The 20275-nt window shown below is 60.9% G+C and carries 19 protein-coding genes; 8 read left to right on the top strand and 11 right to left on the bottom strand.

The genetic code is table 11. The features are described 5' to 3' along the window. Positions 1 to 135: 135 nt before the first annotated feature. The 3 genes from plsB to AB7933_RS08025 are packed head-to-tail and all read left to right on the top strand — an operon-like array spanning position 136 to position 3823. Complete coding sequence (gene plsB, locus AB7933_RS08035; RefSeq protein WP_024073811.1) at positions 136 to 2655, top strand: glycerol-3-phosphate 1-O-acyltransferase PlsB; 2520 nt, start codon at positions 136 to 138, stop codon at positions 2653 to 2655. Between the two features lie 51 nt (positions 2656 to 2706). Beyond that, positions 2707 to 3108 (top strand): YbaY family lipoprotein, encoded by a 402-nt coding sequence (locus AB7933_RS08030; protein ID WP_041160855.1) that lies wholly within the window; start codon positions 2707 to 2709, stop codon positions 3106 to 3108. A gap of 25 nt (positions 3109 to 3133) precedes the next feature. Beyond that, the gene (locus AB7933_RS08025; protein ID WP_024073809.1) at positions 3134 to 3823 is read left to right on the top strand and encodes a DUF4197 domain-containing protein; all 690 of its coding nucleotides are present in this window, start codon (positions 3134 to 3136) and stop codon (positions 3821 to 3823) included. Between the two features lie 37 nt (positions 3824 to 3860). On the opposite strand, the gene AB7933_RS08020 is transcribed toward AB7933_RS08025, so the two are convergent. The 3 genes from AB7933_RS08020 to AB7933_RS08010 are packed head-to-tail and all read right to left on the bottom strand — an operon-like array spanning position 3861 to position 8632. Then, a complete protein-coding gene (locus AB7933_RS08020) occupies positions 3861 to 4454 on the bottom strand; it encodes a LysE family translocator (RefSeq protein WP_024073808.1) in 594 nt (197 codons plus the stop codon). Positions 4455 to 4456: 2 nt separating this feature from the next. Beyond that, a complete protein-coding gene (locus AB7933_RS08015) occupies positions 4457 to 7522 on the bottom strand; it encodes an efflux RND transporter permease subunit (protein WP_024073807.1) in 3066 nt (1021 codons plus the stop codon). 6 nt (positions 7523 to 7528) lie between these two features. After that, a complete protein-coding gene (locus tag AB7933_RS08010; protein ID WP_024073806.1) occupies positions 7529 to 8632 on the bottom strand; it encodes an efflux RND transporter periplasmic adaptor subunit in 1104 nt (367 codons plus the stop codon). 93 nt (positions 8633 to 8725) lie between these two features. Here AB7933_RS08010 and AB7933_RS08005 point away from each other — a divergent pair, with 93 nt between their 5' ends. Next, complete coding sequence (locus AB7933_RS08005; RefSeq protein ID WP_024073805.1) at positions 8726 to 9361, top strand: TetR/AcrR family transcriptional regulator; 636 nt, start codon at positions 8726 to 8728, stop codon at positions 9359 to 9361. 222 nt (positions 9362 to 9583) lie between these two features. Here AB7933_RS08005 and AB7933_RS08000 read toward each other — a convergent pair whose 3' ends face one another. Further along, entirely contained in the window at positions 9584 to 10366 is a 783-nt protein-coding gene (locus AB7933_RS08000; RefSeq protein ID WP_024073804.1) for a class I SAM-dependent methyltransferase, read from the bottom strand. 96 nt (positions 10367 to 10462) lie between these two features. Here AB7933_RS08000 and AB7933_RS07995 point away from each other — a divergent pair, with 96 nt between their 5' ends. Beyond that, positions 10463 to 11083 carry a hypothetical protein gene (locus AB7933_RS07995; protein ID WP_024073803.1) on the top strand — a complete coding sequence of 207 codons (621 nt, stop codon included), beginning with the start codon at positions 10463 to 10465 and terminating at the stop codon, positions 11081 to 11083. Positions 11084 to 11146: 63 nt separating this feature from the next. Here the strand turns inward: AB7933_RS07995 and AB7933_RS07990 are convergent, their stop codons facing one another. The 6 genes from AB7933_RS07990 to ppc form a co-directional block, all read right to left on the bottom strand. Further along, positions 11147 to 11974 (bottom strand): isocitrate lyase/PEP mutase family protein, encoded by an 828-nt coding sequence (locus AB7933_RS07990; protein ID WP_024073802.1) that lies wholly within the window; start codon positions 11972 to 11974, stop codon positions 11147 to 11149. 27 nt (positions 11975 to 12001) lie between these two features. Continuing rightward, positions 12002 to 12862 (bottom strand): DUF72 domain-containing protein, encoded by an 861-nt coding sequence (locus AB7933_RS07985; RefSeq protein WP_024073801.1) that lies wholly within the window; start codon positions 12860 to 12862, stop codon positions 12002 to 12004. Further along, positions 12862 to 13164: a hypothetical protein gene (locus tag AB7933_RS07980; RefSeq protein ID WP_024073800.1), complete on the bottom strand. Its 303-nt coding sequence runs from the start codon at positions 13162 to 13164 to the stop codon at positions 12862 to 12864. The genes AB7933_RS07985 and AB7933_RS07980 overlap by 1 nt, the downstream gene beginning before the upstream one ends. Positions 13165 to 13324: 160 nt before the next feature. After that, entirely contained in the window at positions 13325 to 14011 is a 687-nt protein-coding gene (tsaB, locus tag AB7933_RS07975) for a tRNA (adenosine(37)-N6)-threonylcarbamoyltransferase complex dimerization subunit type 1 TsaB (RefSeq protein WP_024073799.1), read from the bottom strand. Between the two features lie 90 nt (positions 14012 to 14101). Next, positions 14102 to 14749, bottom strand: coding sequence for an adenylate kinase (gene adk / locus AB7933_RS07970; RefSeq protein WP_024073798.1), 648 nt, complete (start codon positions 14747 to 14749; stop codon positions 14102 to 14104). Positions 14750 to 15043: 294 nt separating this feature from the next. Beyond that, positions 15044 to 17689 (bottom strand): phosphoenolpyruvate carboxylase, encoded by a 2646-nt coding sequence (gene ppc / locus AB7933_RS07965; RefSeq protein ID WP_024073797.1) that lies wholly within the window; start codon positions 17687 to 17689, stop codon positions 15044 to 15046. Positions 17690 to 17872: 183 nt separating this feature from the next. On the opposite strand from ppc, the gene AB7933_RS07960 reads away from it, so the two are divergent. The 3 genes from AB7933_RS07960 (at position 17873) to AB7933_RS07950 (ending at position 19769) form a co-directional block, all read left to right on the top strand. Continuing rightward, positions 17873 to 18217: a hypothetical protein gene (locus tag AB7933_RS07960; protein ID WP_024073796.1), complete on the top strand. Its 345-nt coding sequence runs from the start codon at positions 17873 to 17875 to the stop codon at positions 18215 to 18217. 285 nt (positions 18218 to 18502) lie between these two features. After that, positions 18503 to 18928, top strand: a complete 426-nt coding sequence (locus tag AB7933_RS07955; protein ID WP_041160854.1) for a DUF4398 domain-containing protein — start codon at positions 18503 to 18505, stop codon at positions 18926 to 18928. 55 nt (positions 18929 to 18983) lie between these two features. Next, the gene (locus tag AB7933_RS07950) at positions 18984 to 19769 is read left to right on the top strand and encodes an OmpA family protein (protein ID WP_024073794.1); all 786 of its coding nucleotides are present in this window, start codon (positions 18984 to 18986) and stop codon (positions 19767 to 19769) included. A 61-nt stretch (positions 19770 to 19830) separates the two neighbouring features. Here AB7933_RS07950 and AB7933_RS07945 read toward each other — a convergent pair whose 3' ends face one another. Continuing rightward, the gene (locus AB7933_RS07945; RefSeq protein ID WP_024073793.1) at positions 19831 to 20157 is read right to left on the bottom strand and encodes a hypothetical protein; all 327 of its coding nucleotides are present in this window, start codon (positions 20155 to 20157) and stop codon (positions 19831 to 19833) included. Positions 20158 to 20275: the final 118 nt, after the last annotated feature.

Here is a 20275-nt window from a genome sequence, read left to right as displayed (position 1 = left end):
ACTGCCGAGTATAAGACAGGCTCAAAAACGATCAACTCAAGTTTACATCGCTGCTTTTTTGCCGATTTTCGGCGAATACGGCACACTACCCGCCCGAGCGCCTGCTCGGTTTTTCCCACTTGAAGCAGCTCGCCTATGACCCGCTCCCCGTTCCGCCGTCTGGTGTTTGGCACCTTGCGCCGACTGCTGTACCTCTGGGTTCGCTCGGAGACGATCAACCAGTCGTCCCTAACCCTTAACCTCGACCGCAGCCGACCGGTGTTCTATGTCCTGCAATCGCCCTCCCTGACCGAACTGGCCGTAGTCGACGCCGAGTGCACCAAGGCCGGCCTGCCGCGCCCGGTGTTGCCGGTGTCGGTGGGCCCGCTGATGGAGCCCGCGGCATTCTTCTACCTCACGCCCGAGCCCGATTGGCTCGGCCGCCAGGACAAGCGCGGCGCGCCGCCAACCCTGACCCGCCTGGTCGACACCCTCACCGCGCACGCCGAAGAGAATGCACAAATCATTCCGGTCAGCGTGTTCTGGGGGCAGTCACCCGAGAGCGAGTCCAGCCCGTGGAAACTGCTGTTTGCCGACAGTTGGGCGGTCACCGGGCGTCTGCGTCGTTTGTTGAGCATCCTGATCCTCGGGCGCAAGACCCGCGTGCAATTCTCCGCGCCCATCAACCTGCGTGAATTGATCGAGCACAATAAAGGTCACGAACGCACCGTGCGAATGGCCCAGCGCATCCTGCGTGTGCACTTTCGTAACCTGAAAACCGCTGTCATCGGCCCCGACCTGTCCCACCGCCGCAACCTGGTGAAGGGCCTGGTGAATATGCCGCTGGTGCGCCAAGCCATCGCCGACGAAGCCGAGCGCGAAAAGATCAGCCCCGAAAAGGCCAAGGCCCAGGCGTTGCGCTATGGCAACGAGATTGCCTCGGACTACACCTACACCGCGATCCGCTTCCTGGAAGTGGTGCTGAGTTGGTTCTGGAACAAGATCTACGACGGCATCAAGGTCAATAACATCGAAGGCGTGCAAAAAGTTGCCCAGGGCTACGAAGTTATCTATGTCCCATGCCACCGCAGCCATATCGACTACCTGCTGCTGTCCTACCTGCTGTTCAAGAACGGCCTGACCCCGCCGCACATCGCCGCCGGGATCAACCTGAACATGCCGGTGATCGGCAGCCTGCTGCGCCGTGGCGGTGCGTTTTTCATGCGCCGCACCTTCAAGGGCAACCCGCTGTACACCTCGGTGTTCAACGAATACCTGCACACCCTGTTCACCAAGGGCTTCCCGGTGGAGTACTTCGTCGAAGGCGGGCGCTCGCGCACCGGGCGCATGCTGCAACCGAAAACCGGCATGCTGGCAATCACCCTGCGCAGCTTCCTGCGCTCCTCGCGCATGCCGATTGTGTTCGTGCCGGTGTATATCGGCTATGAGCGCGTACTCGAAGGCCGCACTTACCTCGGCGAACTGCGTGGCGCGAGCAAAAAGAAAGAATCGATCTTCGATATTTTCAAAGTGGTCGGCGCGCTCAAGCAGCGTTTTGGCCAAGTCGCGGTCAACTTTGGCGAGCCGATCAAGCTGGCGGAATTCCTCGATGCCGAGCAACCCGACTGGCGCGCCCAGGAGCTCGGCCCGAACTACAAGCCGGCGTGGCTCAACGAAACCACCAACCGCCTCGGCGAACAGGTAGCGCGGCATTTGAACGAAGCCGCGGCAGTCAACCCGGTGAACCTGGTGGCCCTGGCGTTGCTGTCCACCACGCGCCTGGCCCTGGACGAACAGGCCATGGCCCGTCAGTTGGACCTGTACCTGGCGCTGTTGCGCCGCGTGCCCTACTCGCCCCATACCACGCTGCCCGAAGGCGACGGCATGGCGCTGATCAAGCACGTCAAGGACATGGACCTGTTGTCGGAACAGAGCGATGCCCTGGGCAAAATCCTGTACCTGGACGAGCAGAATGCTGTCCTGATGACCTACTACCGCAACAACGTACTGCACATCTTCGCCCTGCCGGCGCTGCTGGCGAGCTTCTTCCAGAGCAGTTCGCGCATGAGCCGCGAGCAGATCCTGCGCTACACCCACGCGCTGTATCCGTACCTGCAATCGGAGCTGTTTATCCGCTGGTCGCTGGAAGAGTTGGATACGGTGATCGACCAGTGGCTGGAAGCGTTCATCGAGCAAGGGCTGCTGCGCTTCGAAAACGACGTATACCTGCGCCCGGCACCGAGTTCACGGCACTTTGTATTGCTGACGCTGCTGTCCAAGAGCATCGCCCAGACCCTGCAACGCTTCTACATGGCGATCTCGCTGTTGCTCAACAGTGGCCAGAACAGTATCAGCGCCGAAGAGCTGGAAGACCTGTGCACGATCATGGCCCAGCGCTTGTCGATCCTGCATGGCCTCAATGCTCCGGAGTTCTTCGACAAGAGCCTTTTCCGACATTTTATCCAGACGCTGCTGGAGCAGGATGTGCTGCGCCGCGATGAAGCCGGCAAATTGAGCTATCACGACCTGCTCGGCGAACTGGCTGAAGGCGCCGCCAAGCGCGTGCTGCCGGCCGAAATTCGCTTGTCGATCCGCCAGGTGGCCTTGCATCGCGTGGATGGTGCTGGGGAGGCGCCAGTCGAACCTGCCCCGCTCAAGCCTGAAGAAAGCCGCTAGATTGAATAAGGTGCCGGAAGGATTCCGGTGCCGCTTACAAGGAGCCGCACCATGAAAAAAATCATTCTCCTGGGCCTCACCGCCCTGCTCGGAGCCTGCCAATCCATGCACCCTGCGCCCAAGGCCAGCCTCGACGGCGAGGTCTTCTACCTGCAACGCATCGCCCTGCCGCCGACCGCGACCTTGAGTGTCAGCCTGCAGGACGCGTCCCTGGCGGATGCGCCCGCCGTGACCCTGGCCGAGCAAAAAGGCCCGGTCAAAGGCCAGGTGCCGTTGCCGTTTCACCTGAGCTACGACCCCGCCCAGGTCAAGCCCGGCCACAGTTATTCGCTCAGCGCTCGCATCGAACTGGATGGCAAGCTACTGTTTATCACCACCGAACGGCACGCCGTGCAGCTCAACGGCCAAGACCCACAACCGCTGCGCCTGCGGGTTGACGCGGTCGCTCACTGAATTCATCGAACATAAGGAAGCGCCCATGCTCCGTAACTCCCTTCGCCTCACTGCCCTGTGCGCCGGCCTGCTGCTCGGCGCCAACGCCATGGCCTTGGACCTTGGCAGCCTGTCCCAGGGCGACGCCAGCGGCGGCCTCAAGGACGCACTGACCCAAGGCGCACAGATTGCCGTGAAACAGCTGGGCGTGCCCGGTGGCTTCAGCAACAACCCCGAAGTGAAGATCGGCTTGCCGGGCAAGCTGGGCAAAGTCGCCGACAAGCTGAAAATGTTCGGGCTGGGTGATCAGGTCACTCAACTGGAAGACAGCATGAACAAAGCGGCTGAAACGGCCGTGACCCAAGCCCAGCCGATCCTGGTGAACGCCGTGAAAAACATGAGCGTGACCGACGCCAAGGGCATCCTCACCGGCGGCCAGGACTCGGCCACCCAGTACTTGAACAAAAGCAGCCGCGAACAAATTCGCGCCAAGTTCCTGCCGATCGTCAAGGCCGCCACCGACAAGGTCGGCGTGGCCCAGCAGTACAACGCCCTGGCTGGCAAGGCTGCGGCCTTCGGTGCGGTCGACGCCAAGAGCGCCAATGTCGAGAACTACGTGACCGAGCAGGCGCTGGACGGTTTGTTCAAGATGATTGCGCAACAGGAAGAAACCATTCGCAAGAACCCGGCGGCGGCGGCCACCAGTTTGGCGAAGAAGGTGTTTGGCGCGTTGTAAGCTGCGAGAGGATCGTTCCCTGCAACGGGGAACGATCCTAATGCATGACCGAATCAGCCAGTCGCCCCATCATCAGGGTGGCGAAGCAACCGATCGCAACCGATGTCGCACGGTTGATCTTCAATGGCGTCAGCCAGCTCTTCGGCATCCCTTCGAATCGGCTTCCCAGTAGCACCCACGCAGCCCCCACCGGGACCACCACCAACGCCAAAGTCCCCATGAAGGCGACATAGCCTGGCGCAGTAGTAAAGGCGTCGGCTGGCGCAATAAACGACACCATCAGCAAACCCTTTGGGTTCATGACCGTCATGGCAAAGAAATACAGCCCGGTGAAGCGGTCCTTGCCCGCACCCACGTCACTGCTTTTACGTTGCCAGAGCTTGCAAGACACATACAGCAGGTAGCAAGCCGCGGCCAGTTGTGTCGCCTTCAGCGCCCACGGTGAATAGGCGGCCAGATAGAGCAATGCAACGCCCCATACCGTGACCTGCAGCAGGTAAGCCAGGCATTCGATAAACGCCAACCGCCATGACGCCCTGAACCCGAACAACACCCCGGCACGGAACAGCAGGGTGTTGGTGGGGCCAGGGGCAAGCAGTAGCAACATCAAGGCTGAAACGGTGGCCAACATGATTACGCGTCGTCCTTCCTCACTCGGAACCACGCAGCATACAGGGCCGGCAGGAACAATAGCGTCAACGCCGTCGCCACAATCAACCCGCCCATGATCGCCACCGCCATCGGCCCGAAGAACACACTGCGAGACAGCGGGATCATTGCCAGCACCGCCGCCAGCGCTGTGAGAACGATCGGCCGGAAGCGTCGGACGGTGGCTTCGATAATCGCCTGCCACGGCGCCAGGCCAGCCTTGATGTCCTGTTCGATCTGATCCACCAGGATCACCGAGTTACGCATGATCATCCCCGACAACGCGATAGTGCCGAGCATGGCCACAAAACCGAAGGGTTGGCGGAATACCAACAGGAACAATGTCACGCCGATCAAGCCCAACGGCGCCGTCAGAAATACCATCGCCGTGCGTGAGAAACTGCGCAATTGCAGCATCAGCAGGGTCAGCACTACCACGATGAACAGCGGCACGCCGGCCTTGACCGAGTTCTGCCCACGGGCGGAGTCTTCGACGGTACCGCCGACGTCCAACAGATAGCCGTCCGGCAACTCGGCACGTACGCCTTCCAGGGTCGGCAGGATCTGCTGGACCAGGGTCGCCGGTTGTTCCTTACCGTAGATGTCCGCGCGCACGGTCACCGTCGGCAGGCGGTTGCGGTGCCAGATGATGCCTTCTTCGAAGCCATATTCGAGGGTCGCGATCTGCGACAGGGCCACGCTCCTGCCGTTGTCGGTGGGCACGGCGAGGCTCGGCAGCAACGACAGTTCTGTACGTTCATGCACGGTGCCGCGCAGGAGGATTTCGATCAACTCGTTGTCCTCCCGGAATTGGCTGACGCTGGAGCCGGTCAAGGAACTCTGCAGGAACTTCGACAAGTTGGCGGTGCTCACGCCAAGGGCACGGGCGCGGTCCTGGTCGATATTGAGGTAGACGATTTTACTCGGCTCTTCCCAGTCCAGGTGCACATTGGCCACGTGGGGATTTTCGCGCACCTTGGCCGCCACCTTGCGTGCCAGGGCGCGGACCTCTTCGATATGTTCACCGGTCACGCGAAACTGCACCGGGTAGCCCACGGGAGGGCCGTTCTCCAGGCGGGTAACGCGCGAGCGCAGGGCGGGGAATTGTTCGTTGAGGGTTTCGATCAGCCAGGTGCGCAGGCTTTCGCGTTCTTCGATGGTTTTGGCCAGCACCACAAATTGGGCAAAGCTGGCGGCGGGTAATTGCTGGTCCAGAGGCAGGTAGAACCGCGGCGAACCGGTGCCCACATAGGCCACGTAGTTGTCGATGCCGGCATGTTCCTTCAGCAAGGCTTCGAGCCGTTTGACCTGGTCGGCGGTGCTGCTCAGGGAAGCGCCTTCGGCGAGTTTCAGGTCGACCATCAGTTCCAGGCGGCCAGAAGCCGGGAAGAACTGTTGCGGTACAAAACGGAACAGCGCCACCGAGCCGATAAACAGCAGCAGGGTCAGCACAATGACGGTTTTACGCCGCTGCACGCACCACTCCACCAAACGCCTGACGCGCTGGTAGAACGGCGTGCCGTAGGGATCCGGGCCGTCGACGCCGTGTTTGGCCGCATGAATCTTCGCCAGGTCCGGTAGGAGTTTTTCCCCCAGATACGGCACAAACACCACCGCCGCCACCCATGACGCCAGCAGCGCAATGGTCACCACTTGGAAGATCGAGCGGGTGTATTCGCCGGTACTCGATTGCGCCGTAGCAATGGGCAGGAAGCCGGCCGCCGTGATCAACGTACCGGTGAGCATCGGGAATGCGGTGCTGGTCCAGGCGAAACTGGCGGCCTTGAGCCGGTCGTAGCCCTGCTCCATTTTGATCGCCATCATTTCCACGGCGATAATTGCATCATCCACCAGCAAGCCCAGGGCCAATACCAAGGCGCCGAGGGAAATCTTGTGCAAGCCGATGCCGAGGTAATACATGGTGGCAAAGGTCATCGCCAGCACCAACGGAATCGCCAGGGCGACCACCATGCCAGTGCGTACGCCGAGGGAGAAGAAACTCACCAGCAATACAATGGCCAACGCTTCGGCCAGCACCTGAACGAATTCTCCGACACCGGTTTTCACCGCCGCCGGCTGGTCCGACACCTTGCGCAACTGCATGCCTGCCGGGAGATTCTTCTGCAAGCGTGCGAATTCCCCTTCCAGCGCCTTGCCCAGCACCAGGATGTCGCCACCGTCGCGCATCGCCACCGCCAGGCCGATGGCGTCGTCGCCCATAAAGCGCATGCGCGGTGCCGGTGGGTCGTTGAAGCCGCGGTGGATCTCGGCGACATCGCCGATACGGAAGGTCCGATCACCCACACGAATCGGGAAATCACGGATCTCTTCGACCGTCTTGAAGTTGCCGGAGACCCGCAGCTGCACACGTTCACTCGGCGTTTCAAAGAAACCGGCGGTGGAGACCGCATTCTGTTCCTGCAACGCCTGTTGCACCGCCGCCAGGGGCAAGCCGAGGGTGGCAAGCTTGAGGTTGGACAGTTCAATCCAGATCTTCTCGTCCTGCAGGCCCAGCAGCTCCACCTTGCCCACATCGGGTACGCGTTGCAGCTGAATCTGGATGCGGTCGGCGTAGTCCTTGAGCACGGCGTAATCGAAGCCGTCGCCAGTCAGGGCGTAGATATTGCCGAACGTGGTACCGAACTCGTCGTTGAAAAACGGCCCCTGGATATCCGGCGGCAAGGTCTGGCGAATATCGCTGATCTTCTTGCGCACCTGGTACCACAGCTCGGGAATCTGCGCCGAGCGCATGGCGTCACGGGCGATAAAAGTGACCTGGGACTCACCGGGGCGCGAGAACGAAACGATGCGTTCGTACTCGCCGGTCTCCATCAGCTTTTTCTCGATGCGCTCGGTAACCTGGCGCGAGACTTCCTGGGCGGTGGCCCCCGGCCAATTGGTTTTGATCACCATGGCCTTGAAGGTAAACGGCGGGTCTTCGCTTTGCCCCAGCTTGGTGTAGGACAAGGTGCCGACCACTGCCAGAAGTATCATCAGGAACAGTACGATCTGGCGATTACGCAACGCCCATTCGGAAAGATTGAAACCCATCGGGGACTACTCCTTGTTGGCCGCCAGGTTCACGACACGGTTGGAGCGATCCACCGGGCGCACTTGCTGGCCCTCATGGAGCACGTGCACGCCGGCGGCAATCACCCAGTCAGAGGGGCTCAGCCCTTCCAGAACCGGCACGTTTTTTTCACCGAAGGCGCCGATGCGAACCGGGGTGCGCTTAAGGGAGTTGTCCGCCAGTACGCGCCAGACGTAGGAAGCACCGTTTTCCGCGCTGAGGGCAGACAGCGGGACCGACAGCGGAACAACGCCGTCGGCCTGTATGAATACGCGAGCACTCTGGCCCAGTTCGGCCGGGACTTTGCCGCTGGTGAACGCGACTCGGGCGGCAAAGGTGCGTGATTTTGGATCGGCGGCGGGGGACAGTTCACGTATACGTCCGGCAAACCGCTGGTCTGGCTGGCTCCACAACTCGACCGCTACCGGTTGGCCGACCTTGAACCGACCAAAGCCTTGTTCGGGCAGGCTGATCAGCACTTCCCGCTCACCGTCGGTGGCGAGGGTAAACACGGTCTGGCCGGCGGATACCACTTGGCCGACTTCCACCACGCGCTTGGCGACCACACCGTCCTGTGGCGCACGCAACACGGCGTAGCCGGCCTGGTTATTGGCCACGTCGAACTCGGCCTTGATCTGCTTGAGGCGTGCAACACCTGAGCGGTAGAGATTTTCCGAATTGTCGTACTGGGAGCGACTGACCATCTGACGGTCCATCAGGGTCTTGTAGCGATCACGCTCGGCACGCACCAGGCTCAGGTTGGCCTCGGCGGCCGCGACTTGGGCACGGGTGGCCTCCAATTGCAGGCGCACATCCTGGGGATCGAGTTCCGCCAGCGCCTGGTTGGCCTTGACGCGCTCGCCCTCCTCCACCAGCCGCTTGCTGACTTTGCCGCCGATGCGAAAGGCCAGGTCAGGCTCATAACGGGCGCGCACCTCCCCGGGATAGCTGTCCATCGCCTGCGCCGATGGCTGCGGTTGCACCACCATGGCCGGGCGAATGGACGTTGGGGTCGCTTCTTCATGGCCACAGGCGGCCAATAGGAAGACCAGGCTGGCTGGCAACGCAAGAGGCAGGAAAGAGCTGCGCATGCTGAAGGACCTTTCGCAAATGGAGCTAGGAATAATTATACTTGCCGGTATGTTATTAATACCAAACTCGCCAGTCCAGTATTAAAGGTAAAAATGTCCGACAATCCTGTATCCACCAATAGCCCTGGGCGTCCCAAGGACATGGCAAAACGCCAGGCAATCCTCGAAGCAGCGAAAATCCTGTTTTTGAGCAATGGCTACGCCAACACCAGCATGGATGCCGTGGCCCTTGAGGCCGGCGTGTCGAAACTGACCGTCTACAGCCACTTCACCGACAAAGAGACCTTGTTCACCGCGGCCGTGGTGGCCAAGTGCGAAGAACAGTTGCCGGTAATGTATTTCGAGCTGCCGGAGGGCGTGCCTGTGCAGACGGTGCTGCTGAATATCGCGCGCGGGTTCCATCGACTGATCAACAGCGAGGAGTCGGTGAACCTGCATCGCCTGATGATGACCACCGGCAACCAGGACGTGAAACTCTCACAGATTTTCTTTGAAGCCGGGCCCATGCGCATGTTGCAGGGCATGGAGCGCCTGCTCAGCCGGATTGATCAGAGCGGTGCCCTGAACATCGATAAACCGCTGGTCGCGGCCGAGCACTTCTTCTGCCTGCTCAAGGGCGCGGCGAATTTCTGTTTGCTGTATGGCTGTGGTGACCGGCTGAGCGAAGAAGCGGCCGAAGCTCATGTGCAGGAGGTAGTGGGGTTGTTTATGCGGGCCTATAGAGTTTGAGCGGGCGTGAGCAGGCTTGAACGGGTTTGAGTGGGTTTGAGTGGGCTTGAGTGGGCTTGAGCAGGCTTGTTGTGGCGAGCGGGCTTGCCCCGCGTTGGGTTGCGCAGCAGCCCCAAAACCCTACGCCTAGGTCTACCTGAGTAAACGTGGTGTTCTTACTGGGGCTGCTGCGCAGCCCAACGCGGGGCAAGCCCGCTCGCCACAAAGACACTCTGGATACGTTTAAGGCTTGAGCGCTTTCTTGGGATAAATGTCATACCGGCTGGACTTGCCATCCAACGCATGGCTCGGCTTCGGTCCTTCGATACATGGAGCCTTGCGCGGGCGCTTGACCACCACCCGATGGCTGGCCAGCGCCAGCGCCGCCGCGAGCAAGGCCGGCGCATCCGGATCATCCCCCACCAATGGCCGGAACAAGCGCATTTCCTTCTTAACCAGGGCAGTTTTCTCACGGTGTGGGAACATCGGATCGAGATAGATCACCTGAGGCGGCTCGCCCTGCCAATTGAGCATTACATCGATGGAATTGCCCTTGAGCAACGCCATGCGTGCCACGATCGGCGCCACTTCAAAGTCCTGCGCACCGCGCGCCAGGCCATCTTCGAGCAAGGCGCCGATCAGCGGCTGGCGCTCGATCAGGCTCATGGTACAACCCAGGCTGGCGAGTACGAACGCGTCCTTGCCCAGCCCCGCCGTAGCATCCAGCACCCGTGGGCGCACGCCTTGGGCAACGCCCACGGCCTTGGCGATCATTTGCCCGCTGCCCCCGCCGTATAAGCGCCGATGGGCCGCTCCCCCTTCGACAAAATCCACACGCACCGGCCCCGGCGCCTCGGGCCCGAGCTGTTGCAATTGCAGGCCATGCTCACCCACTTGCAGGGAGAAATCCGCCTCCGTCAGTTGCAGAGGCAAGCCAAGCTGCTCAGCCCACTGCTCGGCGCGGGCCTGGAAACCCTCGGCCAAGGCCTCGACCCGAATGCGGCTGGCCGCTGGTTGTTCGCTCATCAATCGCTACGCTCAAAAATATTAAGGATCGGCAAACAACGGCCGATAAAAACAACAGTCAGGTATTTTGCCAGAGCTGAGCGTCGACCGAGAAAAATGTCAGACATTCTTCCCCTAACCATCGGTGTACTGCCCACCCATAACCACTACGGCCTGCGCAATACTCAAGCGCTGGCCGGGGTGAGTCATGTATGGCAGGACTTCTTCGCCCGAGCGTTGGCCGAGCAGCTCGGCGATACGCCGGACGCGCTCGCCGCCAAGGCGCCGGCTCCGGTGGATCCTGCGGTTGAACCCAGCGAAGGCGCGGACCTGTTGTCGCAAATCCTCACCCAGCGTGAATGCGATGTAAAAGACACCGAAATCGCCCCACCTGAGCCATTGTTCCTGCCGATCGCGGAATTCGAAACCGACTTGCTGCCCCCGCCGGCCAGCCCGTTTCCAGCGGAAGAAATCGTCGCCCAGCAGCGCCAGCAAGACTTTGAAAGCAGCTGGGTACGCCCGCTTGTCCTGACCGCAGGCCAGCCGCTACCCGAGCCAGGCCCAGCGCCGGAACCGCGTCCACTGCACCTGCCGATTGCCGAGTTCGAACTGGACTTGCTGCCACCACCGGCCACGCCGTACCCGAGCGAAGAACTCGCGGCCCAGCAGAAGGCCCTGGACTTCGACTACTACTGGGCACGCCCACTGGTCACCCAGAACCTGCGCCTGGCGGCGTAAGCCCAACGCGCAGGCAGCCGCCAGCAACAGCAGCCCACGCGTGAACTTGAAACAACGCCCCGATCATTTCTTGAAGAATTGGCTGGCCTGGCTATACGACATCGAACGCTCGGTGAAGGTAAAAGTGCCCGACTCAAACACCTCCTGCGCCGCCCGGTAGAACTCACCATAGGCCGCCAACGCCATGGCGGAGCCAACGCTGATGCGCTTGACGCCCATCTCGCTCAGTTGCGCCACGCTGAGTTTCAGGCCGCCGGACATCAGCACATTCACCGGCTTGGGCGCAACGGCCTTGACCACCGCCAGCACCTCCTCGGCACTGCGCAGGCCCGGTGCGTACAACACGTCGGCGCCGGCCTCGGCGTAGGCTTGCAGGCGGCGCAGGGTATCGGGCAGATCCAGGCGACCATGCAGCAGGTTTTCTGCGCGCGCCGTCAGCATGAAGGGAAACGGCAGGCTACGGGCCGCGGCAACAGCCGCTTCCACACGCTCGACAGACAAATCAAAAGGATAGATCGGGTCGACGGCAATGCCCGTGGCATCTTCGATAGAGCCGCCGACGATACCGGTCGCCGCCGCACGCAGGATGGTCTGGGCACAGCCTTCGGGCGTGTCGCTGAAACCGTTTTCGAGGTCGGCTGCCACTGGCAACGCTGTGGCCCAGGCAATCATGCCGGCATTCACCAGGGTGTCGTCCAATGACAATGCACCCTCGGCATCCGGGCGGCCCAGGCTGAACGCGTAACCCGCACTGGTGGTGGCGAGGGCTTCAAAGCCGAGGCTGGCGAGCATGATCGCCGAGCCGGCGTCCCACGGGTTGGGCATCACGAACGCGCGATCGCGCTCGTGCAGGGCCTTGAAGGTTTCGGCGCGAAGGGTTTGGGCATCCATGACTGACTCCTGGCGGGGAAAGGAGCCCTAGAGTAACCCCAGTTGCTCCGCTGCGGGTTCCCGATACAAGGTCGGCAAGCCTGGCAGGCCCGGCAAGCGCGCCATCAGCTGGTCGTGAAAACGCAGGGCCAACTGCGCGGCGAGGCGGTTATCGGAGGTGTGCAGGAACATGTAGGGCGTGCGCCCTTCTTCAATCCAACCGGCGATTTTTTCCACCCACGGGAGCAGGAACGGGTCGTTGGCCTCAAGCTCCGGATGACCGATAAACCGTACCTGGGGAAACAGCGTCAGTGCCGCCGGGCGTGGTGGCACCTTGGGTTTTTTCGATTGTGCGTGCAGCACCGCAGCCGAGGTGGATGTGCAACTGAACAAGGCGCGCGGGTCGAGGCAGATCCGCTCGACACCACGGTCACGCAGCAGGCGGTTGAGCATGCGCTCGGCATCGCCCTTGGCGAAGAACTCCGGATGCCGCACTTCCACCGCCATGGGCCGCTCCAAGCCATCGATAAACCCGGCCAGTTCGCCCAGGCGTTGCGGTGAAAAACTCGCCGACAGTTGCAGCCACAGTGGCGCGACGCGCTCACCCAGCGGGCTCATCAGGCCGACAAAACTTTCCGCCGCCGGCAACTGCTCACGCAAGTCGCCGCCATGGCTGATATCACCCGGGAATTTAGCGGTGAAACGAAAATCCCCAGGCATGATTTCGGCCCAGCGCTGCACAGTGGCGGCCGAGGGGCGAGCATAAAACGTGGTATTGCCTTCAACGGCGTTGAAGACCTGGGAATACAGGGCAAGGTAATCGCTGGAACGCGCATCGACAGGGTACAGGTACTCGCGCCAGGCGTTTTCGCTCCAGGACGGGCAGCCAATGTAGTAAGGCAGGCGCATCAGATATGAATATCGAGGCCCAGCACTTCCATATCCCATTCAACAAAACCGGCGGTGGTCAGGTAGCTGGCCAGTGCGGTGGCAACGCTTTTGCTCATGGAGCGAGGGAAGACCATATCTTGCTGACGGGCGGGAAGACCGCTGGTACGGGCGCTGGCGGAGCCTTGGGCGCTGGACGATGCCTCAGACTGGACATCGATGAAGTCCGGCGAGTCCTCAACGGAATCGTCTACCGTGACGTTCGCCTTACGTGGCTTACGCTTGAGGGGGTAGGACTGTGAGGAAAAGCCGTCTATGCGCATACATGCGAACTCGGTATCGGTGATGGCATTTTAGTGGCGCGATCCGTGGCGCGCAAATGCTCTGGTGATAACTAGAACACATAATTTGAAAAAGGTTTAAAAACGCGGGCAAATTCTGACGATTGGCGACTTTTGCCCCAAATTGCCATCATTTTTGGCGTCAAATTATCCCGCGCTCAGCCTTGGTTTGCGCCACCTTGTCGCGCAGGTACACAGGCGCGGCTTGATCGGCCGGAATCGCCTCGCCACGCTCGAATGCAAAGCGCGCCAGGGTCAGCAGGTCTTCGGCGTGGGGCAACATGGTGGCATCCTGGGCCACCAGCGGCACACCCATGCGCTCGCCATACCCCCAACCAGTGCCAGCACCGAACCAATCACCGCTGGCATCCTCCGGCAAAACCGCTGCCTCCGGTGGCTGTACAGCTTCCACCCCCACCAGGCGCATTTCGCCAGCGATTTGGCGGTAGCAGCCCCAATACACTTCATCCATGCGGGCATCGATGGCCGCCGCGACCTGCTGCGCGCCGTGTTCACGCAAGGCGCGCTGTGCCAGCACCGCAAGGTTGGACACCGGCAATACCGGGCGCTCCAGCGCAAAGGCCAGGCCCTGGACCACGCCGATGGCGATACGCACACCGGTAAAGGCCCCCGGGCCACGGCCGAAGGCAATGGCATCCACGGCAGACAGGGTAATGCCCGCCTCTTCAAGCAATTGCTTGATCATCGGCAACAGCTTCTGCGCATGCAGACGCGGGATCACCTCGTAGTGGCTTGTAACTTTGCCATCGTGCAGCAAGGCAACGGAGCAAGCTTCAGTCGCGGTGTCCAGGGCCAGCAGGGTGCTCATCGGTGTCGGTGTCCAAGTCGAAAAAAAGTGCGCCAGTATAAACAACAACGGCCCGCAAGCGGGCCGTTGTCGATGAAGCCGATCACTTGATCAGCTCAGTGCTTGCAGCACCTTGGCGGTGATGGCTTCAACCGAGCCAACGCCAGGGATATGGCTGTACTTCGGCTTGCCTTGGGCAGCCGACAGCTTCTGGTAAAAATCCACCAGCGGCTTGGTCTGGGAATGGTAGACGGACAGGCGATGACGCACGGTTTCTTCGGTGTCGTCCTTGCGCTGCACCAGGTCTTCACCGGTGACATCGTCCTTGCCTGCCACTTTCGGCGGGTTGTAGACGGTGTGGTACACGCGCCCCGAGGCTTCGTGAACGCGACGACCAGCAATACGCTGGACGATTTCTTCATCTTCAACCGCGATTTCGACCACGGCGTCCAACTCGACACCAGCCGTCACCAGGGCTTCAGCCTGGGGAATGGTGCGTGGGAAGCCGTCGAACAGGAAACCCTTGGCGCAGTCAGGTTGCGCGATACGGTCCTTGACCAATGCGATGATCAGGTCATCGGACACCAGGCCACCGGCATCCATGATGCTTTTGGCTTTAACGCCCAGCTCGGTGCCTGCTTTTACCGCAGCGCGCAGCATGTCACCGGTGGAGATTTGTGGAATGCCAAATTTTTCAGTGATGAACTTTGCCTGAGTACCTTTACCGGCCCCGGGAGCTCCCAGCAGAATGACGCGCATCGATGTGCTCCTCAATTTTTTATAGAGATGACGCTCGGATTCGCCGCGTGGGGCCAATCTCGTAAAAATATGGCTCATAAAAATATGGGCCCAAGCCGCCCAAACGGCCAAAGGCTGATCAAGATACACAGCAGGCCCTAACCACACAAGCCGCCAAAAGTCGGAGGAACCCGCGCCGCGCATACGTCATAGGTAGGGTGTGCCTGGGTGCAACCCGGCCGCTCAAACAACGACCGCCCGTTCAGGGCGGTCGTCACGGTTTACCGGCAAGGCGTCGAGAACGCGCAAAAAACCTCAGCCGGTGTTACGCAACCCGGCGGCGATACCGGCCACGGACACCAGCAGCGCTTGTTCCAGAGGGCTGTCCTGCGCCGCTTCCTGTTGACGGGAGCGTGCCAGCAGTTCGGCCTGCAACAGGTGCAAAGGGTCCAGGTAGGTATTGCGCAGGCGGATGAACTCCAGGGTGTCGGGGCTATGCGCCAGCAGTTGCGACTGGCCAGTCAGGCCAAGTACCACCTGGCACGCCTGCGACAATAGGTCGCGTAAATGCGCACCCAATGGCAGCAGGTCCGGCTGCACCAGGCGCTCGTCATACAGCCGCGCGATGTCGGCATCGGCCTTGGCCAGCACCATTTCCAACATATCGATGCGGGTGCGGAAGAACGGCCACTGCTCGCGCATTTGCCCCAGCAGTTCGCCTTCGCCACGCTCCAGCGCCTTGCTCAGGGCCGCTTCCCAGCCCAGCCAGGCGGGCAACATCAGGCGGGTCTGGGTCCAGCCAAAGATCCACGGAATCGCCCGCAGGCTTTCAATACCACCGGCACGGCGCTTGGCCGGGCGGCTGCCCAGAGGCAAGCGACCGAGTTCCTGCTCCGGCGTCGACTGGCGGAAGTACTCGACGAACTGCGGATTTTCCCGCACTACGGCGCGATAGGCGCTGACACCGTCTGCCGCCAATTCATCCATCAAATGCCGCCACGCAGGCTCCGGTGGCGGCGGTGGCAGCAGCGTCGCTTCCAACACGGCAGCCAGATAGAGATTGAGGTTCTGCTCGGCAATGTCTGGGAGGCCGAATTTGAAACGGATCATTTCCCCTTGTTCGGTGGTACGGAAACGCCCCGCCACCGACCCCGGTGGCTGCGACAGGATCGCCGCGTGGGCCGGGCCGCCGCCACGGCCCACGGTGCCACCGCGACCGTGGAACAACAGCAGTTCCACCTGTTGCTCACGGCAGATATCCACCAAGCGTTCCTGGGCACGGTACTGCGCCCAGGCAGCGGCAGTGGTGCCGGCATCCTTGGCTGAGTCCGAGTAACCGATCATGACTTCCTGCGGGCCCTGCAACCGTGCGCGGTAACCCGGCAACAGCAACAGTTGCTCGATCACCGGGCCCGCGTTATCCAGGTCGGCCAGGGTTTCGAACAGCGGCACCACCCGCATCGGCCGTTGCACGCCCGACTCTTTAAGCAACAGTTGCACCGCCAGCACATCCGAGGCGGCCCCGGCCATGGAGATGACGTACGAACCCAGGGAAGCGGCCGGTGCGGCGGCGACTTCCTTGCAGGTATTCAACACTTCGGCCGTGTCCGCCGACGGCTTGAAATAGCCCGGCAACAGGGGGCGACGGTTGGCCAGCTCTTTCATGAGGAAGCTGATGCGCATCTCCTCATTCCAGTCTTCATAACGACCCAGGCCGAGGTAATCGGTGATCTCGGTCATGGCCGCCGTATGCCGACTGGAGTCCTGGCGCACGTCCAGGCGGACCAGGAACAGGCCGAAGGTGACCGCACGACGCAGGCAATCGAGCAATGGGCCATCGGCAATCACGCCCATGCCGCACTCATGCAGCGACTGGTAACAAAGCTCCAGCGGCTCGAGCAGGTCACGGTTGTGTTGCAACACGTCTGCGCTCGCCGGGGTGGCGACAGTCAGCGAGGCCTGGGCCCAACTGCGGGTCGCGCGCAAGCGGTCACGCAGTTGCTTGAGTAACGCCCGATAGGGTTCGACGCTGTCACCGACCTTGGCTTGCAACGCCGGGCTGGCGTGCTGCATCGACAGTTCCGAGGCCAATTGATCGATATCGCGCAGATACAGGTCGGCGGCCATCCAGCGGGCCAGCAATAGCACTTCACGGGTGACCGGCGCGGTGACATTCGGGTTACCGTCACGGTCGCCGCCCATCCAGGACGCAAAGCGGATCGGCGCGGCTTCCAGTGGCAAGTGCAGGCCGGTAGCCGCATGCAGCGCATGGTCGGCCTTGCGCAGGTAATTGGGGATCGCATGCCAAAGCGAATGCTCGATCACCGCAAAACCCCATTTGGCCTCGTCCACCGGAGTGGGCCGGGTACGGCGGATTTCTTCGGTGTGCCAGGCTTCGGCGATCAACCGCTGCAGGCGCTCGCGGATCTGCTCGCGCTCGGCCGTGGTGAGGTCGCGGTGATCCTGCAGCGCCAGTTGCGCGGCGATCGCATCGTATTTCTGGATCAGGGTGCGCCGCGCCACTTCAGTGGGGTGGGCGGTGAGCACCAGCTCGATTTCCAGGCGCCCCAATTGGCGGGCCAGCGACTCGTTGCTGTGGCCTTCGCGTTGCAGGCGGGCCAGCAACTCCGGCAATACGCGTGCTTCGAAGGGCGCCGGTTGCGACTCATCGCGCCGATGAATCAATTGGTACTGCTCGGCAATATTGGCCAGGTTAAGGAACTGGTTGAAGGCCCGGGCGACGGGCAGCAGTTCGTCTTCCTGCAACTGGTTCAAGCTGCTGCTCAGTTCATCGCCAGCCGTTTTATCCGAGACGGCGCCGCGCCGGTCAGCCTTGGCTCCTTTGCGGATCTGCTCGATCTTGGCGAGAAAATCATCGCCGTACTGCTCTCGAATGGTATTGCCCAACAGCTCACCCAGCAGGTGAACATCCTCGCGCAAGCGTGCATCGATATCACTCATCAGCCAATCTCCAGCCAGAAATCCGGGACGCGCAGATCTGTCAGAGTGCCGCCAGCCTGGTTTTATGACAAGACTTTAAACCTTGTGACTTGCAGCTAGTCTCAACTGTGAGTCGTCGCGTTATCCATGCGAGCGACTGGTCACTCATCACCGCCCGCTACCGCAGGCTTTATTGAGGTTGCCATGAAAATTCGAGAACTGGCCCAGCATTGGGAAGAGAACGCCAAGGGTCGCTTGACCAAGACCGAATATGCGATCCATCTGGATGTGGAGGCCGCCGCAAGGCTGGCGGCCATTGCCGAAATGTACCCCAAACGCAACACCGAAGAACTGCTCGGCGAGCTGATCGGTGCCGCCCTCGAAGAGCTGGAAGCCAGCTTTCCCTACATCAAGGGCCAGCATGTGATTGCCACCGACGAAGAGGGCGATCCGCTGTACGAAGACGTCGGCCCGACCCCGCGCTTCCTGAGTCTATCGCGACGCTATCTGCACGATTTGTCGGCCAGTACCGACGAGCAGAAGCACTGAGCCCCCTCCTTTCCTCCCCCGTTTAACCCCGGTATTCCGGGCCTCTCAGAGGCTCGGCGTACCCCTGCGCGCGGCAAAAGTTCCATCTTTTATTCGCTGACCAATCGGTCAGATTTATTTTTAGGCAAATAGCCATCTCGTCTGAACTTTTGAAAAAAGCCTCCGGTCACAACCAGTAAGCCATCACTTGGAACAGTCGTTTGAAAGGGCACTGGTTGCTTTACCGCCAGCCGCCGCAACCACTGACCAGTGACATGGATTTTGATGTTTTTCAGGAGTTATCCAATGGAGTTGAAGACGATGAAGACCAGCACAGCCAAATCCTCGTTTAACCACCTGCGCGGGCTTAAATTGGCCGCGCTGGCGATCGGCACCAGCTTCGTTCTGGCTGGTTGCGCCGGCAACCCGCCAACCGAGCAATACGCGGTGACTCAGTCCGCGGTAAACAGCGCAGTCAGCGCCGGCGGCACCGAGTACGCAGCAGTTGAAATGAAATCGGCCCAGGACAAGCTCAAGCAAGCCGAGATCGCCATGCACGACAAGAACTACGACGAAGCCCGTCGCCTGGCCGAACAAGCTGAGTGGGACGCTCGCGTCGCCGAGCGTAAAGCCCAGGCCGCCAAGGCCGAACAGGCTGTGAAGGATTCCCAGAAAGCTGTTCAGGAGCTGCGTCAGGAAGGCATGCGCCCGGCTGCTATCCAGCAGAAATAAAGCGCCGCACCTGATTGCATTGCACCCGATATCGAATTGAAAGGACGACACGACTATGCGTAAACAATTGATGATCCCTGCCCTGCTGGCGATGAGCGTTGCCCTGGCGGCCTGCTCCACCCCGCCAAACGCGAACCTGGAAAACGCACGGACCAATTTCTCGGCCCTGCAAGCCAACCCGAATGCCACCAAAGTAGCGGCCCTGGAAACCAAGGACGCCCAGGATTGGCTGGACAAAGCCGACAAGGCTTACCGCGACAAGGAAGACCAGAAGAAAGTTGACCAACTGGCCTACCTGACCAACCAGCGCGTTGAAGTGGCCAAAGACACCATCGCGCTGCGCGAATCCGAAGCCAAGCTGAAAAACGCTGGAGACGAACGTGCCCGTGCACTGCTCGAAGCCCGTGATGCACAGATCAAGCAACTTCAGGACAGCTTGAACGCCAAGCAAACCGAGCGCGGCACCCTGGTGACCTTTGGTGATGTGCTGTTCGCTACCAACAAGGCCGACCTGAAGGCCAGCGGCCTGGTCAACATCAACAAGCTGGCTCAGTTCCTTCAGGAAAACCCGGATCGCCAGGTGATCGTCGAAGGTTACACAGACAGCACCGGCAGTGATGCCTACAACCAGAGCCTGTCGGAGCGCCGTGCCGCTTCGGTGCAGGTTGCACTGATCAAGATGGGCGTTGACCCACGCCGCATCGTGACCACCGGCTACGGCAAGGAATACCCGGTTGCCGATAACGGCAGCGTGTCGGGCCGCGCCATGAACCGCCGCGTTGAAGTGACCATCTCCAACGATAACCAGCCGGTCAAGCCGCGCTCGTCCGTCGCCTACTGATCGTCTGACGCAGCATAAAGAACCCCGCCAATAGGCGGGGTTCTTGGTGACGATACATTCATCAGAAAGCGATCGACACTTTACTCTGCTCGACCGTCGCCTGGACTTTGCCTGAATCACCTTCTGCACCAGACTTGTTTCCATCGGCGCCTTGGCCGCCTTGCAGCTTCTCGATCTTTTCCATCAGCTCCTTGAGCAGTTTCTTCAGTTCATCAAGTTCGCCACCGCCTTCGGCGCCCCCACCTCCCTGGCTTTGCATCGCTTCAATCTGCTTTTTCAGCGCCTCAGCCAGCTGTTTGAGCGCGCCGAGTTCATTTTGGCCCGAACCACTGCCCTGAGAACCGACACCGTCCATTGGAGAATTGCCGCCAACACCACCTATGCTCATATAGTCGACTCCGGATTAATGAATTAGAACGAACCGATTCAGCGACGCTGATCAGTCCGAAATCTGTGGTAATCGACTGTAAATGGTTCCGGCGACTCTCGGTTCTGACATGCCTTGA

The sequence above is a fragment of the Pseudomonas gorinensis genome, from assembly GCF_042015035.1.
Lineage (GTDB): Bacteria > Pseudomonadota > Gammaproteobacteria > Pseudomonadales > Pseudomonadaceae > Aquipseudomonas > Aquipseudomonas gorinensis.
This window is presented reverse-complemented; position numbering and strand designations above follow the sequence as displayed.